This is a genomic window from Bacillus sp. EB600, from assembly GCF_024494385.1.
GTDB lineage: Bacteria > Bacillota > Bacilli > Bacillales > Cytobacillaceae > JAEVLT01.
The window spans coordinates 71,351-86,761 of record NZ_JAEVLT010000007.1 but is presented as its reverse complement, the minus strand read 5'-3'; the positions used below and the strand labels follow the sequence as shown (position 1 = coordinate 86,761).

14 protein-coding genes and 1 riboswitch are annotated in these 15,411 nt (G+C 38.3%); of the genes, 7 read left to right on the top strand and 7 right to left on the bottom strand.

All coding sequences use genetic code 11. The annotated features are described in order from the left end of the window. Positions 1-296 precede the first annotated feature (296 nt). A complete protein-coding gene (locus JN080_RS09960) occupies positions 297-1,616 on the top strand; it encodes an extracellular catalytic domain type 1 short-chain-length polyhydroxyalkanoate depolymerase (RefSeq protein WP_256235826.1) in 1,320 nt (439 codons plus the stop codon). A gap of 82 nt (positions 1,617-1,698) precedes the next feature. On the opposite strand, the gene fabF is transcribed toward JN080_RS09960, so the two are convergent. Together fabF and JN080_RS09950 are read right to left on the bottom strand one after the other, a co-directional pair. Next, entirely contained in the window at positions 1,699-2,937 is a 1,239-nt protein-coding gene (gene fabF / locus JN080_RS09955) for a beta-ketoacyl-ACP synthase II (protein ID WP_256235825.1), read from the bottom strand. Positions 2,938-3,190: 253 nt separating this feature from the next. Beyond that, a complete protein-coding gene (locus tag JN080_RS09950; RefSeq protein WP_256235824.1) occupies positions 3,191-4,261 on the bottom strand; it encodes a sulfite oxidase in 1,071 nt (356 codons plus the stop codon). Positions 4,262-4,565: 304 nt separating this feature from the next. Then, positions 4,566-4,745, top strand: a riboswitch (Lysine riboswitch). 131 nt (positions 4,746-4,876) lie between these two features. Between JN080_RS09950 and dapA the strand changes: the two genes are divergently transcribed. Beyond that, complete coding sequence (gene dapA / locus JN080_RS09945) at positions 4,877-5,764, top strand: 4-hydroxy-tetrahydrodipicolinate synthase (protein ID WP_256235823.1); 888 nt, start codon at positions 4,877-4,879, stop codon at positions 5,762-5,764. Between the two features lie 233 nt (positions 5,765-5,997). Further along, positions 5,998-6,297 (top strand): BC1872 family protein, encoded by a 300-nt coding sequence (locus JN080_RS09940; RefSeq protein ID WP_256235822.1) that lies wholly within the window; start codon positions 5,998-6,000, stop codon positions 6,295-6,297. A gap of 63 nt (positions 6,298-6,360) precedes the next feature. Here JN080_RS09940 and JN080_RS09935 read toward each other — a convergent pair whose 3' ends face one another. Together JN080_RS09935 and JN080_RS09930 are read right to left on the bottom strand one after the other, a co-directional pair. Next, on the bottom strand, positions 6,361-7,179 hold the full coding sequence (locus JN080_RS09935; RefSeq protein WP_256235940.1) for a dimethylarginine dimethylaminohydrolase family protein: 819 nt from the start codon (positions 7,177-7,179) through the stop codon (positions 6,361-6,363). A 221-nt stretch (positions 7,180-7,400) separates the two neighbouring features. Further along, complete coding sequence (locus JN080_RS09930; RefSeq protein ID WP_256235821.1) at positions 7,401-7,943, bottom strand: glutathione peroxidase; 543 nt, start codon at positions 7,941-7,943, stop codon at positions 7,401-7,403. A gap of 661 nt (positions 7,944-8,604) precedes the next feature. On the opposite strand from JN080_RS09930, the gene JN080_RS09925 reads away from it, so the two are divergent. Next, positions 8,605-8,922: a hypothetical protein gene (locus JN080_RS09925; protein ID WP_256235820.1), complete on the top strand. Its 318-nt coding sequence runs from the start codon at positions 8,605-8,607 to the stop codon at positions 8,920-8,922. Positions 8,923-9,015: 93 nt separating this feature from the next. On the opposite strand, the gene JN080_RS09920 is transcribed toward JN080_RS09925, so the two are convergent. Together JN080_RS09920 and JN080_RS09915 are read right to left on the bottom strand one after the other, a co-directional pair. Next, complete coding sequence (locus JN080_RS09920; RefSeq protein ID WP_256235817.1) at positions 9,016-10,617, bottom strand: FMN-binding glutamate synthase family protein; 1,602 nt, start codon at positions 10,615-10,617, stop codon at positions 9,016-9,018. A gap of 172 nt (positions 10,618-10,789) precedes the next feature. After that, on the bottom strand, positions 10,790-11,470 hold the full coding sequence (locus JN080_RS09915; protein WP_256235816.1) for a Dph6-related ATP pyrophosphatase: 681 nt from the start codon (positions 11,468-11,470) through the stop codon (positions 10,790-10,792). 138 nt (positions 11,471-11,608) lie between these two features. Between JN080_RS09915 and JN080_RS09910 the strand changes: the two genes are divergently transcribed. Next, positions 11,609-12,079, top strand: a complete 471-nt coding sequence (locus JN080_RS09910) for a low molecular weight protein-tyrosine-phosphatase (RefSeq protein ID WP_256235815.1) — start codon at positions 11,609-11,611, stop codon at positions 12,077-12,079. 156 nt (positions 12,080-12,235) lie between these two features. Here JN080_RS09910 and JN080_RS09905 read toward each other — a convergent pair whose 3' ends face one another. After that, complete coding sequence (locus JN080_RS09905) at positions 12,236-13,186, bottom strand: ribose-phosphate diphosphokinase (protein ID WP_256235813.1); 951 nt, start codon at positions 13,184-13,186, stop codon at positions 12,236-12,238. Positions 13,187-13,566: 380 nt separating this feature from the next. Here JN080_RS09905 and JN080_RS09900 point away from each other — a divergent pair, with 380 nt between their 5' ends. Together JN080_RS09900 and JN080_RS09895 are read left to right on the top strand one after the other, a co-directional pair. Then, positions 13,567-15,108 carry an MDR family MFS transporter gene (locus tag JN080_RS09900; RefSeq protein WP_256235812.1) on the top strand — a complete coding sequence of 514 codons (1,542 nt, stop codon included), beginning with the start codon at positions 13,567-13,569 and terminating at the stop codon, positions 15,106-15,108. A 143-nt stretch (positions 15,109-15,251) separates the two neighbouring features. Further along, complete coding sequence (locus tag JN080_RS09895) at positions 15,252-15,395, top strand: hypothetical protein (RefSeq protein ID WP_256235811.1); 144 nt, start codon at positions 15,252-15,254, stop codon at positions 15,393-15,395. The last annotated feature ends 16 nt before the right edge of the window (positions 15,396-15,411 follow it).

Below are 15,411 nucleotides of genomic sequence, written 5' to 3'. Positions count from 1 at the left end.
AATAGCCAACAAGGTTAGAATTCTTTAAAAAATGCCATGTTACCCTTGGGTTGTACATGAGCAGAGAATATAAAAAATCAACTAAGTAAAAGTCCCTTTAGACCTCCTTGTTGGAGATTTTTCTGTTTTTTACCCCCTTACTACATATCTGTCTCACCATCATTCAATCCAAACACCAGTAAATGACCGAGCTTCCATTATTCATTTTTTGTAAAAATTATAAAATTAAGCTTTGTGTCGTTACGGCCATCGATCAAAATGGGAAAATATAGATTAATAGACGGAGGGTGAGTCCTTTGGGAGAATTTCAAGATTTTACCTATCAAAATTTTAAATATAAGCTTTATGTTCCGAGTAAATATAAAGAAGATATAGAGACTCCTTTGATGGTGATGCTTCATGGTTGTGGTCAAGATCCAGATGACTTTGCTGCAGGAACAAACATGAACACACTTGCAGAACAGGAAAACTTTCTCGTACTGTATCCTAATATGAACAACCTGTTTAATCCTTCTAATCCGGCAGGTTATAACCCTTTTGGCTGCTGGAACTGGTTTTTAGATAAAAATCAGCACCGAGGGAAGGGACATCCCAAGTTAATTTTTGAGATCATTGAGGAAGTGAAAAGTAAGTACAGTATTGATTCAAATAAAGTGTACGCGGCGGGGTTATCAGCAGGGGGATCACTAGCCTGTATTCTAGGAGTAACGTATCCTGATGTCTTTAGCGGGATTGGAATTTGCTCGGGTCTAGCTTATGACGCTGCCAATGTATTTTTTCTAACTGATCCTTTAGCAGAGGATGCCAAAAAAAGCATGGAAAAAGGTGTGCCTGATCCATATGTTTGTGGAAACAGTGCTTTTGAAGAAATGGGACAATTCAAGAAAAAAATGCCGGTTATTGTTTTCCATGGTATCTGTGATACAACGGTCCACCCCATCAATGGTCAGCAGGTAATCACCCAATGGACTCAAACCAATTTCCTAGTAGAAGGCGGTAAAGGGTATGCTGATGTTACCCCGACACTAGTTAAAGGGGATATCATCAATGGAAAAAGCTATACTCAACATATCTACTGTGATGGGAGCGGTGAACCCTTATTGGAACTTTGGATGATCGACAAAATGGGGCATACTTGGTCTGGCGGAAACCCAAATGGTTCTTATACTGACCCCTCTGGTCCAAATGCATCAGAAATAATATGGGATTTTTTCACCAAAAATCAACGGCATACAAATGAAAAACTGGATGAAAAACAAGTTGAAACACCAATTGAATACTCCACCAGCACGCTAGACGATTCCTCAACTGAAAAACCAGTTGAATTACCAGTAGATACACCGATTAAACCACCGGTAAAAACCCCTGGCGAAATATCGGGCAAAAGGTTCGACGACTCACTTGTTATAACTCAAGACAAATCTTCGACCATAATGCTGGACCAATCGCCGGATAAAATGTTAGACGACTCATTAGTCAAAGCGTCAGGTATATCAACGGACAAAACCTTAGACAAATCACCAGTTTTAACGCTGGACCAACCGCCGACCGATGTACCAAAAAAGAAGTTTTTAAGCAATTTTCTTTCTAAACTTACAAAAAAGAAACGAAAATAATCCCAGGGATATCGTTTATCCCCCTATGGGGACGTTTCTCTTGCTTCCAAGGAGGGAACGAAAATTGACAAAAGAACCGTCCCTAAACAAACTTTTTAAAAATCAATGTCGCATTATGACCTCCAAATCCTAACGAATTCGATAAGACCACTTGAACATCCTTCTTTTTTGCGACATTCGGGACGTAGTCTAAATCGAGTTCTTCATCCGGTGTTTCATAATGAATCGTTGGCGGGATGATTCCTTCCCTAATGGTTAGCAACGAAAAAACAGCCTCGATCGCCCCCGCTGCTCCCAACAAATGCCCAGTCATTGATTTCGTGGAACTAACAGATAGATGATAGGCATGTTCTTTGAAGACGTTTTTGATTGCTAACGTTTCATACAAGTCATTGTAATAGGTGGACGTACCATGGGCATTGATATAGTCCACTTGTTCTGGAGAGATTTCAGCGTCTGCCAATGCTAATTTCATCGATCGCTGGGCCCCTTCTCCGTCTGGTGCAGGAGTCGTAATATGATAGGCATCCCCAGTGGAACCATATCCAATCAATTCTCCATATATGCTAGCACCACGGGCCAAAGCATGTTCTAATTCCTCTAATATCACAATTCCAGCGCCTTCACCAATGACAAATCCATCACGATTCTTATCAAAAGGCCTGCTTGCTGATTTTGGATCAGGATTTTTCGAAAGTGCGGTCATATTGGAAAATCCTGCGACGGTCATCCCTGTAACCGTTGCTTCTGCTCCACCAGCAATCATCATATCCACATCCCCTTTTTGGATTGCGCGGAATGCATCCCCGATTGAATTAGCGCCAGAAGCACAGGCCGTCGTCGAACAATTGTTGATTCCTTTCGCTCCAAGTTCAATCGAAACCTGGCCTGCAGCCATATCAGGAATAAACATTGGAATCGTAAACGGATTAACCCTTCTTTGCCCCTTTTCCAAGAATTTCTGATGTTGTTCTTCGAACTCACCTAAACCGCCAATTCCTGATCCAATCCACACACCTATTCGTTCAGGATCAATATCTTCGCCGATTTGAATGCCTGCATCCTTTACTGCCATTTTACTTGCGGCAACAGCAAATTGACTAAAACGGCCTATTCTTCTTGATTCTTTTTTGTCCATAAACCTTTCTGGTAGAAAGTCTTTTACTTCCGCAGCGATTTTGACATCCACTCTTTCGGTATCGAATCTTGTTGCCGGACCAATCCCCGAAACTCCATTTTTAATGTTTTCCCATGTGGTAAAAGCATCATTCCCCAAAGGAGTGACCGCTCCAATACCCGTAATTACGATACGCTTTTTCATATAATTGCTCCCCTACTATTCGTTGGAATAAAATAATCATCATATCTCAATATTGCTTTTTTATCCACAATTTTCCTAAATATTTCATTCATTTTAGATTCATCCTTCTATTTTAACTAGTAATGCTTGAGCTGTCACGCACAGATAGTAAGATAATGTTATTATCAACATATGCCTGTCCCCTTTCGTGATGAAGAAGTGACTAAAATATGCTATAGCAAATTCAGTCGCTCCTTCCATTGAGAAGTGGAGTCTATTCTACCTTTACATCTACTTTACAAATCGCATTATAACCATAACCTTTTCGATTCCAAAAGGGCTCATATGGTTGGGTTCGGCCCATTGAGTCCGATGCTCTAGACCAAATTGAATATTCCCCTTTTTGATTCGCTGTCCAATAAAGGCTCCAACTGACCCATGTATAGGGTTCAGTTGGGTTCTGTTCGAAAGAAGCAGATTTCCAGGTTTTCCCTTGATCTAAGCTAATCTCAACTTTCTCTATTGTTCCTTCACCTGTCCACGCAATCCCTTGTATATCATGAGTGCCTCGCTTTAAAATGGAATGATCGAGAGGCTGCTGAATCGTTGAGTTAACATGCATCGTCGTCACGGGATAGCTCTGCGCGTTGCTGTCTTTGTCTGGATAATACACATAATCAATCTTCTGGAATGGACCATGAAAAGTCTCTTCAATTACTACAATCTTTTTAACCCACTTTACAGATGCCATGGCGTACCACTGAGGAGCAATCAGTCTTAAAGGATATCCATGTTTAAATGGAATGGGTTTACCGTTTAGTTCATAAGCAAGAATTGTATCAGGATGAAGTGCTTTAGTCATTGGAAGACTTCTCGCAAAATGAAAGGTCTCATTTAAATCTTTTCGTTCGCCGTAATCATATCCTACAAATACTACCTCTTGAGCCCTTTGGCTAAGTCCAGTATAGGTAAAAAGTGTTTGTAATGAGACGCCTTTCCAATAGGATTGATTCATCGCTCCTTCCTCCCATTGCTCGCCAAATACTTTTGGATGAAAGGAAGTACGTTTATTTCCAGAACATTCTAATACGACTTTGATTGTTTTAGCGGGTAGCTGGCAAAGTTCTTCATAAGATAAAGTCAGCGGTCTAAGAACACTTCCTTCAACGGATAATAAGTAAGTTTTTGGTGGAAGATCAGGATAGGGATAATGATTTCGTCGATAAAAATGGCGGGGATGTATAATGGAATCCTTAAGAAAATGAATGGGTGATTCTTGGTTTTCAGGGAATAAACTTCTCGTTACTAGATAGGGCTTCACCATATGACGATCCTTCTTAATCATCTTTGATCCTCCTCTAGGAAGCGTAAAGTCGAAAGGGCCGCTAAACCATCATACTATCCTATGCTCTTTAGGGATGTCCTTATTCTGATCACCATGTTAACAAAGACTGGTAAACATAATGGGGAAAATTACTTTTGTTGGATATGTCCTTTCCAATTTATGGGTGTAACTAAACTAGTTATGTTTAAAAATACGGTCTTCAAAATGCATTTGAGAAAGTTATCCAAATATCCTTGATTTTTAAGGATAATTATGATATATTTAAAATCAATTAAATAATTTTCTTACTTCAATACTTTTTGAAGTGAGGGATAGAGGCGCAAAGACCATTAGTACGCAATCTGAGGATAATGAGATCCAATGACAATTGTGGAAAGGGGAATTTGCCGAAGCTTCATAGATTCTCATTATCATGAAGCTGGTTCTGTTGTTGAAGAAATACAGGACTGTCATATAGGAAACTATATGGAGGGCTATCTCACGCATGGGAACGAACTTTTATTTATGTTTCTACTGCAACAGTGAGCCTTCACTGTTGCTTTTTTGCGTTGATTTTCGAAGGGCCTAAACCACCACCTCTAATTTTTTATAAAACTATTAAAAGGGTGAGAAATGATGAATTTTGGCCAAGTATTAACAGCTATGGTTACACCATTTGATCTAAATGGCGAGATTGATTTTAACGCTACAAGAACGTTAGTTAATTATTTATTAGCGAATGGGACTGATGGTTTAGTCGTTTCAGGTACAACCGGAGAGTCTCCTACCTTAACAGTAGAAGAAAAAGTTGCTTTATTTAGATGTGTTGTCGAAGTTGTAGGAGGGAGAGTCCCAGTTATCGCCGGGACCGGCTCAAATAATACTCAAGCATCCATTCATTTAACTAGACTTGCTGAGGAAGCAGGCGTTGATGGGATTATGCTCGTTGCCCCTTATTACAACAAACCATCCCAAGAAGGAATGTATCAGCATTTTAAAGCGATTGCCGAATCTACAAAATTGCCAATCATTCTCTACAATATTCCCGGCCGGAGTGCTGTCAATATGTCAGTAGAGACAATTATTCGTCTTTCAAAGATTGATAATATTGTGACCGTGAAAGAAGCAAGCGGCAACTTAGATGCAATGGCAGAAATCATTAGTAAAACCCCTAGTGATTTTACGTTGTACAGCGGTGATGATGGATTAGCATTACCAGTTTTAGCCATTGGCGGAGCAGGAGTCATTTCCGTTGCATCCCATGTAATTGGGAATGAACTACAAGACATGATTAATAACTTTAAAAATGGTAATCTTCAGGATGCTGCTTCAGCACACCGGCGTCTTCTCCCAATTATTAGAGCGTTATTTGCTGCCCCAAGTCCGGCTCCCGTAAAAGCCGCATTGAATATGAATGGGATCAATGTCGGAGGTCTCCGCTTACCACTGATCGCTTTAAATGATGAGGAAAAAAGCACACTACAGAGGATCCTTCCAGCAATCAAAGTGAACGCTTTTAACTAATGAAACGAGTATGAGAAACAAAGCCTTCACTTATGAGAAGAAGTGAAGGCTTTTTCATGAAATATCAAATTTGCATCCTCTTAATCCGTTCAAGTTGGTAATTCCTTTTAGACCCTTTCTGCTTGTGTTTCGCTGCTTCCAAAAAAATTCACGGTAATAAAATACATCAGCATAGTACTTTTTACGATGAAAATGGTAAAATAAAAAAATCTAGAGTAAAGGGGCCACAGGAAATGAACAATGTAGAAGTAATAGCACGGAGAATACTAGGTTGGAAATTAAATAGATGGGATAGATGGTATGATGAGGAAGATAGCAATTTCATTTATGATTTTCAACCTGATCAAAACTTGGAACATGCAATGCTAATCGTTAAAAGATTAGAAAAATACGGATTTACATATACACCAAAAGGAGTTTCCAAGGTTTGCTTTAATGACAAATGTGCAACTGGCGATACTCTTGCACAGGCAATCACGAATGCAGCCTTTGAAATTGCTGACAATAGTTCAATTCCTGAAGAATGGCTGTAAAAAATAGCATCAATTCTGTCAAAACCCACAGCAATCTTGAGGCGCTGTGGGTTTTGGTTGGTTTCACCCTCTTCGCAAGATCGGAAGGGTACAGCAACGGAAGGAGCCACCAGATTTAATGATTTCTGAAATATCTACCTCAATGATTTGAAAGCCCCTATTACGAAGCTGTTTGTTTACCTTCGTATTAACGGGAAGACTCAATACCGTTTTGTTGCCAATACTTAATACATTTGTGCCCAGTTGAAATTGTTCATCTTCCGATACTTCAATTAATTCATAGCGCGAAGCAAAGAAGTCGATATCTTTTTTCGTTAATGCACGCGGGTAAATAAGGGCCACTTCAGGTGATACCACATTAAAAATACAATCTAAATGCAGGTATTTTTCTTTAAATGGGATAGCAATAACATTGAATTGATTTAATAGTCGCTGTAATTGTTCGACTGCCCCCTGACTTGTCCGGTTGCTTAATCCTACGTAAATCGTATCCCGATCAATGATAACATCTCCGCCCTCAATTCGTTCCTCCACTAAATTAAAGTAGGAAATTTCTTCATCCTCAAGCCATTGTTTTAAAACGTCTTCTTCCCCTTCTCGAACGTCCGTTGCCATCTTAGCAACAAAAATCGTTTGCCCTAGTGTAAAACCAACATCACGAGTAAAAACTTGTTCGGGATATTTTTTATGATAGGGTAATAAAATTACTTCGATTCCATGATCCTGAAGCGTTTTGACAAATTTGCCATGCTGCTCAAGTGCAATTTCAATATGTATACCCTCGTCCTTAAAATACTCCTGTGTTTCATTAATCACTTCACGTATCGACATATATTGAGGCTGACAAAGAATTACTCGCTTTAATTCATCGTATTCGCTCATGCAAAAAGTCTTGTTGTTTCGTTCAGGGCTTGCGTCCACTTTTTTACCCTCCTTATCTCCTTAACAACTAGTTTTTCCAAAAATGGGATTAATATTTGCATAAGGTGATACGTTCAACAATTTGCATTGTATGAAATTTAAATTCTTCATGTTTCGTAATTCATACCACATAAAAAAGGTAGTCAACATATAATTACAACTAATATGTTGACTACCTTTTTTTACTTTACCAATAATTTTTTAATATCCTCCGCGATATCTTCCGGTTTTGTTGTTGGTGCAAAACGGTTCACTACATTTCCATTTTGATCAATTAAAAACTTTGTAAAGTTCCATCTAATATTTGAACCTTCTAATAATGCTGGCATCTTATCACGTAAAAGCTTGTATAGTGAGCCGCTTTTATCTAAATCAGAATCTTCTGGTGCCTTTTCACGTAAGTATTGATATAAAGGATGTGCTTTTTCCCCGTTCACGTCTATTTTTTGAAAGATTGGAAAAGTCACATTATAATTCAAAGAGCAAAAGCTGCTAATTTCTTCATTACTTCCCGGCTCTTGTCCTCCAAATTGGTTACAAGGAAAACCTACTATCGTAAATCCATTATCTTTATACGTTTCATATAATTTTTCTAGTCCTTCATATTGAGGTGTAAATCCACATTTACTTGCGGTGTTCACAATTAACATCACTTTGCCTTTGTATGTTTCTAGACTAATTTCTTCTCCATTTGATAACTTTGCTTGAAATGAGTATACTGACAAATCCTTCTCTCCTTCATGATTTTAATTTTGTTTCTCCGATAGACCAAAGAAATTCAACCTATCAATAGTATTTTATAACAGACTGGTTTATCTTTCCAATTTTCCGAGTGATTCCCAACTTCTCGTACGTTTATTTAAGAAACTGATTAAAAGCAATGTTAATCAGCCAAATAATAACAAGAAGGAGCAAGATGTATGTGCTTAAATAGCTTAAAATTACCATCACAAATTTCTCCCCATTAAATTATTTTCCTATTTAGCAATTTCCCCTTTGTATGTATACTGATTTCTGATGAGGATTTAATTTTTTTAAAATGAAATGAATTTTGGCTACAAGCCAACACAAACTTTTCTCCTCTCCTTTAGTTGCTGTCATTATAAACATGCTATTTTAAAAAAGTTGTCGATTAATAAGGGTTTGGTCAATTTTAAATAAATTGATACATTTTTATAATAAAAGAAAAAATTGTAATCTTACCATTCTTTTTTACTATTTTAATTGTTCTTCAATACTCGCTGCAGTCCTTGCCTTTCATGCATATCAAAAAGTGTTATAATAGCTACAAAACATATAAACCAATAGGTAAAAAGGCTAAGGGAAAGTAGGAGGATTTACATTCCACTACCATCTCGTAAAATACATAGAGGGAGGTAGTTCAGCATGTTAAAAAAAGTAATCATCCTTGTGGTGCTCTCGATCATTTTATTGGTACTAGCATTAGTTAAAGGTCATACAAGTGCCCCAGTTAACACAACCCCTAAAAGCAATGCTTCTTCTGGGTATATTACGATGGAATACAAGATTACTGACATTAAAGGTAATCAATACTACGGGAAAGCTAAAGACGGTACAGGGATCCATTTTTCTTCTAAAAGCATCCATTCGGGTGATAAGATACAAGTTTCGGATGAGGTAATCTGCTATTTTGAAAAGAATAATTTAGGCAAAGGGTTAGTAAAGGTTGAGAAAAAAGAATAATTCAAAAGTTTTGGTTTCGCTTACGAAAAGAATTCTGGATGACAATTCACTTGTTACCAGAATTCTTTTTTTCGTATTACCTCGCAAACTTTTTTAGTTCGCCCCTATCCTTTGGCCAATTTCGTGGAGAATACTTTCTAATGATACAACTACACCCTTTTCATTCTTATAACTAATATGTTTGGGCCGAAAATAAATGGGTGAGTCAATACCGGCAGCTGCTGAAATTCGAAACAGACCTTTTCGTAAGGAGACAAGATAATTTGCCACACGGTATTTCTTTTCATCGATGACAAGCGCTTTTTGTAAATCGGGATCAGTTGTGGCAACCCCCACCGGACAAATATTGGAATTGCATTTCATGGTTTGAATACATCCTACTGAAATCATAAAGCCACGGGCAATATTAACAAGATCAGCTCCCATCGCCAATGCAACGGCGATTCGGTCAGGAGTGAACAGCTTACCGGAAGCAATGATTTTAACCCGATCACGCACCCCATACTTTTGAAGGGTTGCTACTAAAATCGGCAGCGCCGATTTAATCGGCAAACCGACACTGTCGATCAATTCCTGATAAGACGCTCCTGTTCCGCCTTCACCGCCATCCACAGTGATAAAATCAGGACCTTTGCCGGTTTCTTTCATATATCTGGCTAATTCTTCTGCACTGTCATTTCCACCGATCACAATTTTCATTCCCACCGGTTTTCCGGTGTGGTCGCGGATTTTTTCGATGAAATCACACATCGAAGGTACATCACTAAACTGGTGAAAACGGTTAGGACTGTCGACGGATTTATACGGTTCCACTTTACGGATCTCGGCTATTTCCGGGTTTACCTTTTCTGCATCAATATGACCGCCCCGTGTTTTGGCACCCTGGGCAAGTTTGATTTCAAATGCTTTAATTTGTGGAATCTCACTTTTCCTTGTTAGCTCATCCCAATCCACTTCTCCATTTAGATCGCGAATCCCAAACAGCCCCGGGCCGATCTGCATGATTATGTCAACCCCACCTTCTAAATGATAGGGAGATAATCCACCTTCACCTGTGTTCATCCATGTGCCCTTCGCCATCGCTAATCCTTTTGATAATGCGGTAATTGCGTTTTTCCCTAATGCACCATAACTCATGGCAGACATTCCAATAAGACCTTTGAGAATGAAGGGATGTTTTGTATTTGAACCAATCACAACAACATCATCATCATGTAATAAAAAAGCTGGTGAATCGTCATCCTCCCACGTTTCTTTTCGTTGTGTAAAAAGCGGATCCTTCATTAATAGGTATCTTTTTGTTCTAACCATTGTATCTGAATCCATTTTTATTTCTTCCGCCAGCTTTGGAAACATATCATTTCGAACATAAAAACCATCTTCATCAAAATCCCGTTTTGAACCAAACGCGACAACATCACGTTTGTACTTAGCATTTTTAACAATATGTTCATATTCATCTCTAGAAAATGGCTTTCCTTCGGTATCACTATTAAACCAATATTGCCGCATTTCCGGGCCGATCTTTTCAAAAAAATAGCGAATCCGTCCTAAAACAGGATAGTTTCTTAAAATGGAGTGTCTTCTCTGATTTCGATCAACTGATAACAAATAGATAAGCAATAGAACCGGTGTCAAAATAGCAACTGCCGCCATAATAAACCCGATAATAATTAATACATCTGCCAAATCCATAATCTCCACTTCCTAAATGACGAAATATCTTTCCCCATGTATATTCATAGCTTTTTAATAAGTTTCAATGGTTTTATTTTTTCTCAAATTGGGAAAATCTATGCAAACACAAAAAACCCCTGCAACCAGGGGTTTGAAGAAACACTAACAAGAGAAACTGTAAAAAATTGTTTTAATTTAAATCATTTACTGCTAATTTCGCTCCTTTAATATCCAATGACCAAAGACCGCTGTTTAATACAATGTCGGTATGAGTCAAATCTAATCTTTTCTTAAATAATGGTCCATCAACAACAATTGTATGAAATTCCCCCATTTCCCCCATTGGACAAATTGCCGAATTGGTGACTTGATTGAAAAAATTAGTACTTAAACTTTTCCCCACCCACGACTTATCTAAACAGCCGTCTTTCGCTCTACAAATAATGGCCTGATAACCTGATTGCAGCCATTCCTTGACCAGTTGACTTACATCGTTTGAATGAATCCACAGGGGAAATTCCGAGTTCAGTCCCGCTTTTGCCGTAGCTTGTTTATTCCACTGTCGATCCGCCTCTACATAAAGAGATCCGAAAATTACTGTATCAATATTTTGGTTTTCTTTTATATCTATTAGCGCGTTCACGAATTGATTTTCGTAATCAGGTGTAGAATTTACAAAAGTGACAGGTATTTGTAAGGCTTCAGCTTGCATTTTTACCACATCGATCGAAATGCCATGAGCACAGGTTCTCTTAAAAACATCAGTAACCATAGTAATGAAACCTACAACTTGATAACCCTTTTGGATCACTCTGTCCAAACACATACAGCAATCCTTACCGCCACTCCAAGATATAACAACCCGTTTCAATTAGCACACCTCCCCAGCCTCTTGGCAACGTCTCTTGTTCCATTTTATCTAAGATTTATACAAGTTTCTATCTTAACTAAATAAAAGTGCATTCCAATAAAAACATTAGTATAATAGTATCAAAAAGGGGCTTACTTCATGATCAATGTTTTATTTGTCTGCCTCGGAAACATTTGCCGTTCACCGATGGCTGAAGCATTATTCCGTGACTTACTCAAAAAAGATAATCTGAGCAGCAAAATCAAGGTTGATTCCGCAGGAACAGGTTCATGGCACATTGGATCACCTCCCCATAAAGGAACACTTGCCATTTTAAAAAAATACAATATCTCATCAGATGGCCTAATAGGGCGCCAATTTGTGAAAGAAAACTTCAACCAGTTCGACTATATTATCGGAATGGATGAAAGCAATATACAGAACATTTATGAACTGACTGGGCATCCTCATCATCCGAAAATCCTTCGTCTACTCGACTTAACTGATCACAAAAAGGATGTCCCGGATCCTTATTACACAGGGAATTTCCAGGAAACCTACAATCTGATTAATGAGGGATGCCAAGGATTACTTAAGAAAATTTGTAATGACCACAATATAACGAAATAATGAAATCCCGCCAATTCAGTATTGGCGGGATATTTTATAGCCTCTCATCCGCTATATGCAATCAATTAAAACATTATTTATCATCTTCGATGTATAAGTAAATCTATAACAGCGAGCAATAGAAAAGAGCTTGGTGTCCAAGCTCTTTGATTTACCTTATTCGAATAAAGGACTTACTGCTTTTTCATTATGAATCCGATCAATAGCCTCTGCAAGCAATGGTGCAACCGAGATAGTTGTAATTTTATCGATCATTTTCTCATTTGGCAGCTCAATTGTATTCGTCACGACTAATTCTTTAATCGGTGATGATTCTATTCTACTGATAGCTGGACCAGTGAAAATAGGATGAGTACAGCCGGCATAGATCGATTTAGCCCCTTTTTCTGCAAGCACTTTAGCGGCTAAAGTAATGGTTTCGCCTGTATCAATTAAATCATCAATAATAATCACATTTTTTCCTTCTACATTTCCAACGACATTGATCGTTTCTGCTGCATTTGCTTCGAGGCGACGTCGATCGATAAGGGCAATGGGAGAATGTAACAGATTAGCCATTTTTCTTGCTCTTACTACTCCGCCATTATGCGGCGCTACAACAACAATATCTTCTAAGCCTTTTTTCTCAAAATACTGTGAAAGGATGGTGACACCATATAGATGTTCAACAGGTATGTCAAAAAAGCCCTGAATTTGAGAAGTATGTAGGTCCATTGTAAGAACCCTGGTTGCTCCAGCCTTTTCCAAAAGATTAGCCATTAGTTTCGCAGTAATCGGTTCCCGAGATCGAGCTTTTCGGTCTTGTCGTGCATACCCAAAGTAAGGAATGACAACATTGATTCTTCTAGTTGAAGCTCTTTTCAACGCATCAATCATGATAAGAAGCTCCATGATATGTTTATTGACCGGGGATGAAGTTGATTGAACAACAAATACCTCACTGCCTCGAACACTTTCTTCAATATGAATTTGAATTTCACCATCACTAAATTGAGAAACAGAACATTTTCCTAACTCACAGCCTAAGAGTGTAGCCAACTCATTTGCCAGTTCTCGATTTGAATTCAATGCAAACATTTTAAACGCAGATTTTAATTGATATGTCACTTTTTGTCCTCCACACTATATAAATTTCCCTCTTTTTCTTGTCTATTCTCTTATTTTACTATTGATGGCAGTATAATGTCACGTCCCGGGATTTGTCGAAAAATATTTAAGTGTTGGAAATGAATCATTTTTTATGTTTTTGTTAATTCCACTATAGGCAAAGGATGATTTCTTTTTATTCGAATGGTAAGAAGCCTCTTGTTAGAATGCCTTGTCCAGACGCATTTATTATACCTTCAAAACTTAACTGCCGTTTCCAATTACATATTCAATGTAAATTTTCTAATAAAAGAAATAATTCCATTGATTATTCTGAAGATATCGCTTATCTTGAATTTATTACCATATAAACATTAAAAAATAGGGTAAAGGGGATGTTTATGACACAAATAAAAAATAACCAAGGGTTTGTCGTTGCGGGATTGCTTCTCTCTCTCTTGATGGCATCTATGGATAATACCATTGTCGCTACAGCGATGGGGACCATTATCGGGGACTTGGGCGGGCTTGATAAATTTATTTGGGTAACATCCGCTTACATGGTAGCCGAAATGGCCGGGATGCCTATATTTGGGAAGCTCTCCGATATGTTTGGCCGGAAACGTTTTTTTATCATGGGTCTTGCCCTATTCATGTTTGGTTCCATTTTATGCGGCACAGCACAAAGCATTGAGCAGTTAAGTGTATATAGAGCTATACAGGGAATAGGCGGTGGCGCATTAGTTCCAATTACTTTTACCGTTTTATTTGATATTTTCCCGCCCGAAAAGCGCGGCAAAATGACCGGCTTGTTTGGAGCAGTTTTCGGGTTATCCAGCATATTTGGACCGCTGCTTGGAGCATATATCACGGACAATATCAGCTGGCACTGGATCTTCTATATTAATCTACCATTAGGGATCATTGCTCTATTTTTTATATCTCAGTTTTACAAGGAGTCACTGGAACACCACAAACAGAAAATCGATTGGCTCGGGGCATTTACCCTAGTAGGTGCAGTCGTTTGTTTGATGTTCGCCTTGGAACTGGGCGGAAATGAATATGCCTGGAATTCTGGTGTTATTCTTAATTTGTTTGCCGGATTTGCTGTTTTATTTTTAACGTTTCTCTTAGCGGAGAAAAAAGCCTCAGACCCGGTAATTTCCTTTACGATGTTTAAAGACCGTTTGTATGCTTCAAGTACAATCGTGGGACTGCTTTACGGAATCGCATTTATTGTAGGCTCCATTTACATTCCTATTTTCATTCAGGGAGTAACAGGCGGCACAGCAACAAACTCAGGGCTGATTTTACTGCCGATGATGCTTGGTGTTGTAGTTTCGGCACAGACAGGGGCAATGAGTGCTGCAAGATTCGGATACCGTAATATCATGCTCGTTTTTGCTGTTATATTCCTGATTGGCATTTACTTGTTGAGTACTGTCTCAGCAAGTACATCGCGGACAACGATAACATTGTATATGATTATTATTGGTTTAGGCACAGGTGCCTCCTTTTCTGTTCTCAACATGTCTGCAATCCATAATTTTGGACCGGAACGGCGAGGATCAGCCAATTCAACTTTATCGTTCGTTCGTCAGCTTGGAATGACCGTTGGAATTACGATATATGGAATCATTCAGCGCAATGTTTTTTCCGATAAATTAAAGGAATCCTTTGGAGGAGCCGGCCAACTGTTTCCTGGGGGAAACCAAAGTGATCCGCGTGCCCTTTTGTCTGAACAAGCACGATCACAAATACCTAAGCCCATTCTTGACAAGATTATTGACAATCTAGCCAATTCGATTAGTTACACATTTACATGGGCGCTTATTCCAGCCATTTTGGTACTCGTTTTTGTTTTCTTTTTAACCAACGACCGTCTCTCCAGCAATGAAAAAGGAAAAAAGGAAGTAGCAGCAGAATCATTAAACCCACAATAACTTTTTTTAGGCTGATGAAAAAAATTCATCAGCCTTTTAATTGATCCTCAGCTTATATTCTTTCTATCGTTTATAAGTATAAAAAATAGGACATCGTTTTAAACTAAGAATACTTGTTTTTATTGAGGAGGATTGGATTCCAAATGAGTCACAAATGTTTCTATTGTACCAATGACATTGAAGAAAATGAAATCCATTTTGTAACGTTTGATATGACTACTATTGAAAAAGAGGAAGTATTGTGCCATGAGTGTTATCAAGAATGGCTTCAGGGAATAAAGGGATAAAACCGTTATTCTGTTC

Excerpts from the sequence above, each read along its gene's own strand:
- fabF (WP_256235825.1), bottom strand. The coding sequence starts at position 2,937 with ATGAAAAAGCGTATCGTAATTACGGGTATTGGAGCGGTCACTCCTTTG.
- JN080_RS09950 (WP_256235824.1), bottom strand. The coding sequence starts at position 4,261 with ATGATTAAGAAGGATCGTCATATGGTGAAGCCCTATCTAGTAACGAGA.
- dapA (WP_256235823.1), top strand. The coding sequence starts at position 4,877 with ATGAATTTTGGCCAAGTATTAACAGCTATGGTTACACCATTTGATCTA.
- JN080_RS09940 (WP_256235822.1), top strand. The coding sequence starts at position 5,998 with ATGAACAATGTAGAAGTAATAGCACGGAGAATACTAGGTTGGAAATTA.
- JN080_RS09935 (WP_256235940.1), bottom strand. The coding sequence starts at position 7,179 with ATGAGCGAATACGATGAATTAAAGCGAGTAATTCTTTGTCAGCCTCAA.
- JN080_RS09925 (WP_256235820.1), top strand. The coding sequence starts at position 8,605 with ATGTTAAAAAAAGTAATCATCCTTGTGGTGCTCTCGATCATTTTATTG.
- JN080_RS09920 (WP_256235817.1), bottom strand. The coding sequence starts at position 10,617 with ATGGATTTGGCAGATGTATTAATTATTATCGGGTTTATTATGGCGGCA.
- JN080_RS09910 (WP_256235815.1), top strand. The coding sequence starts at position 11,609 with ATGATCAATGTTTTATTTGTCTGCCTCGGAAACATTTGCCGTTCACCG.
- JN080_RS09900 (WP_256235812.1), top strand. The coding sequence starts at position 13,567 with ATGACACAAATAAAAAATAACCAAGGGTTTGTCGTTGCGGGATTGCTT.
- JN080_RS09895 (WP_256235811.1), top strand. The coding sequence starts at position 15,252 with ATGAGTCACAAATGTTTCTATTGTACCAATGACATTGAAGAAAATGAA.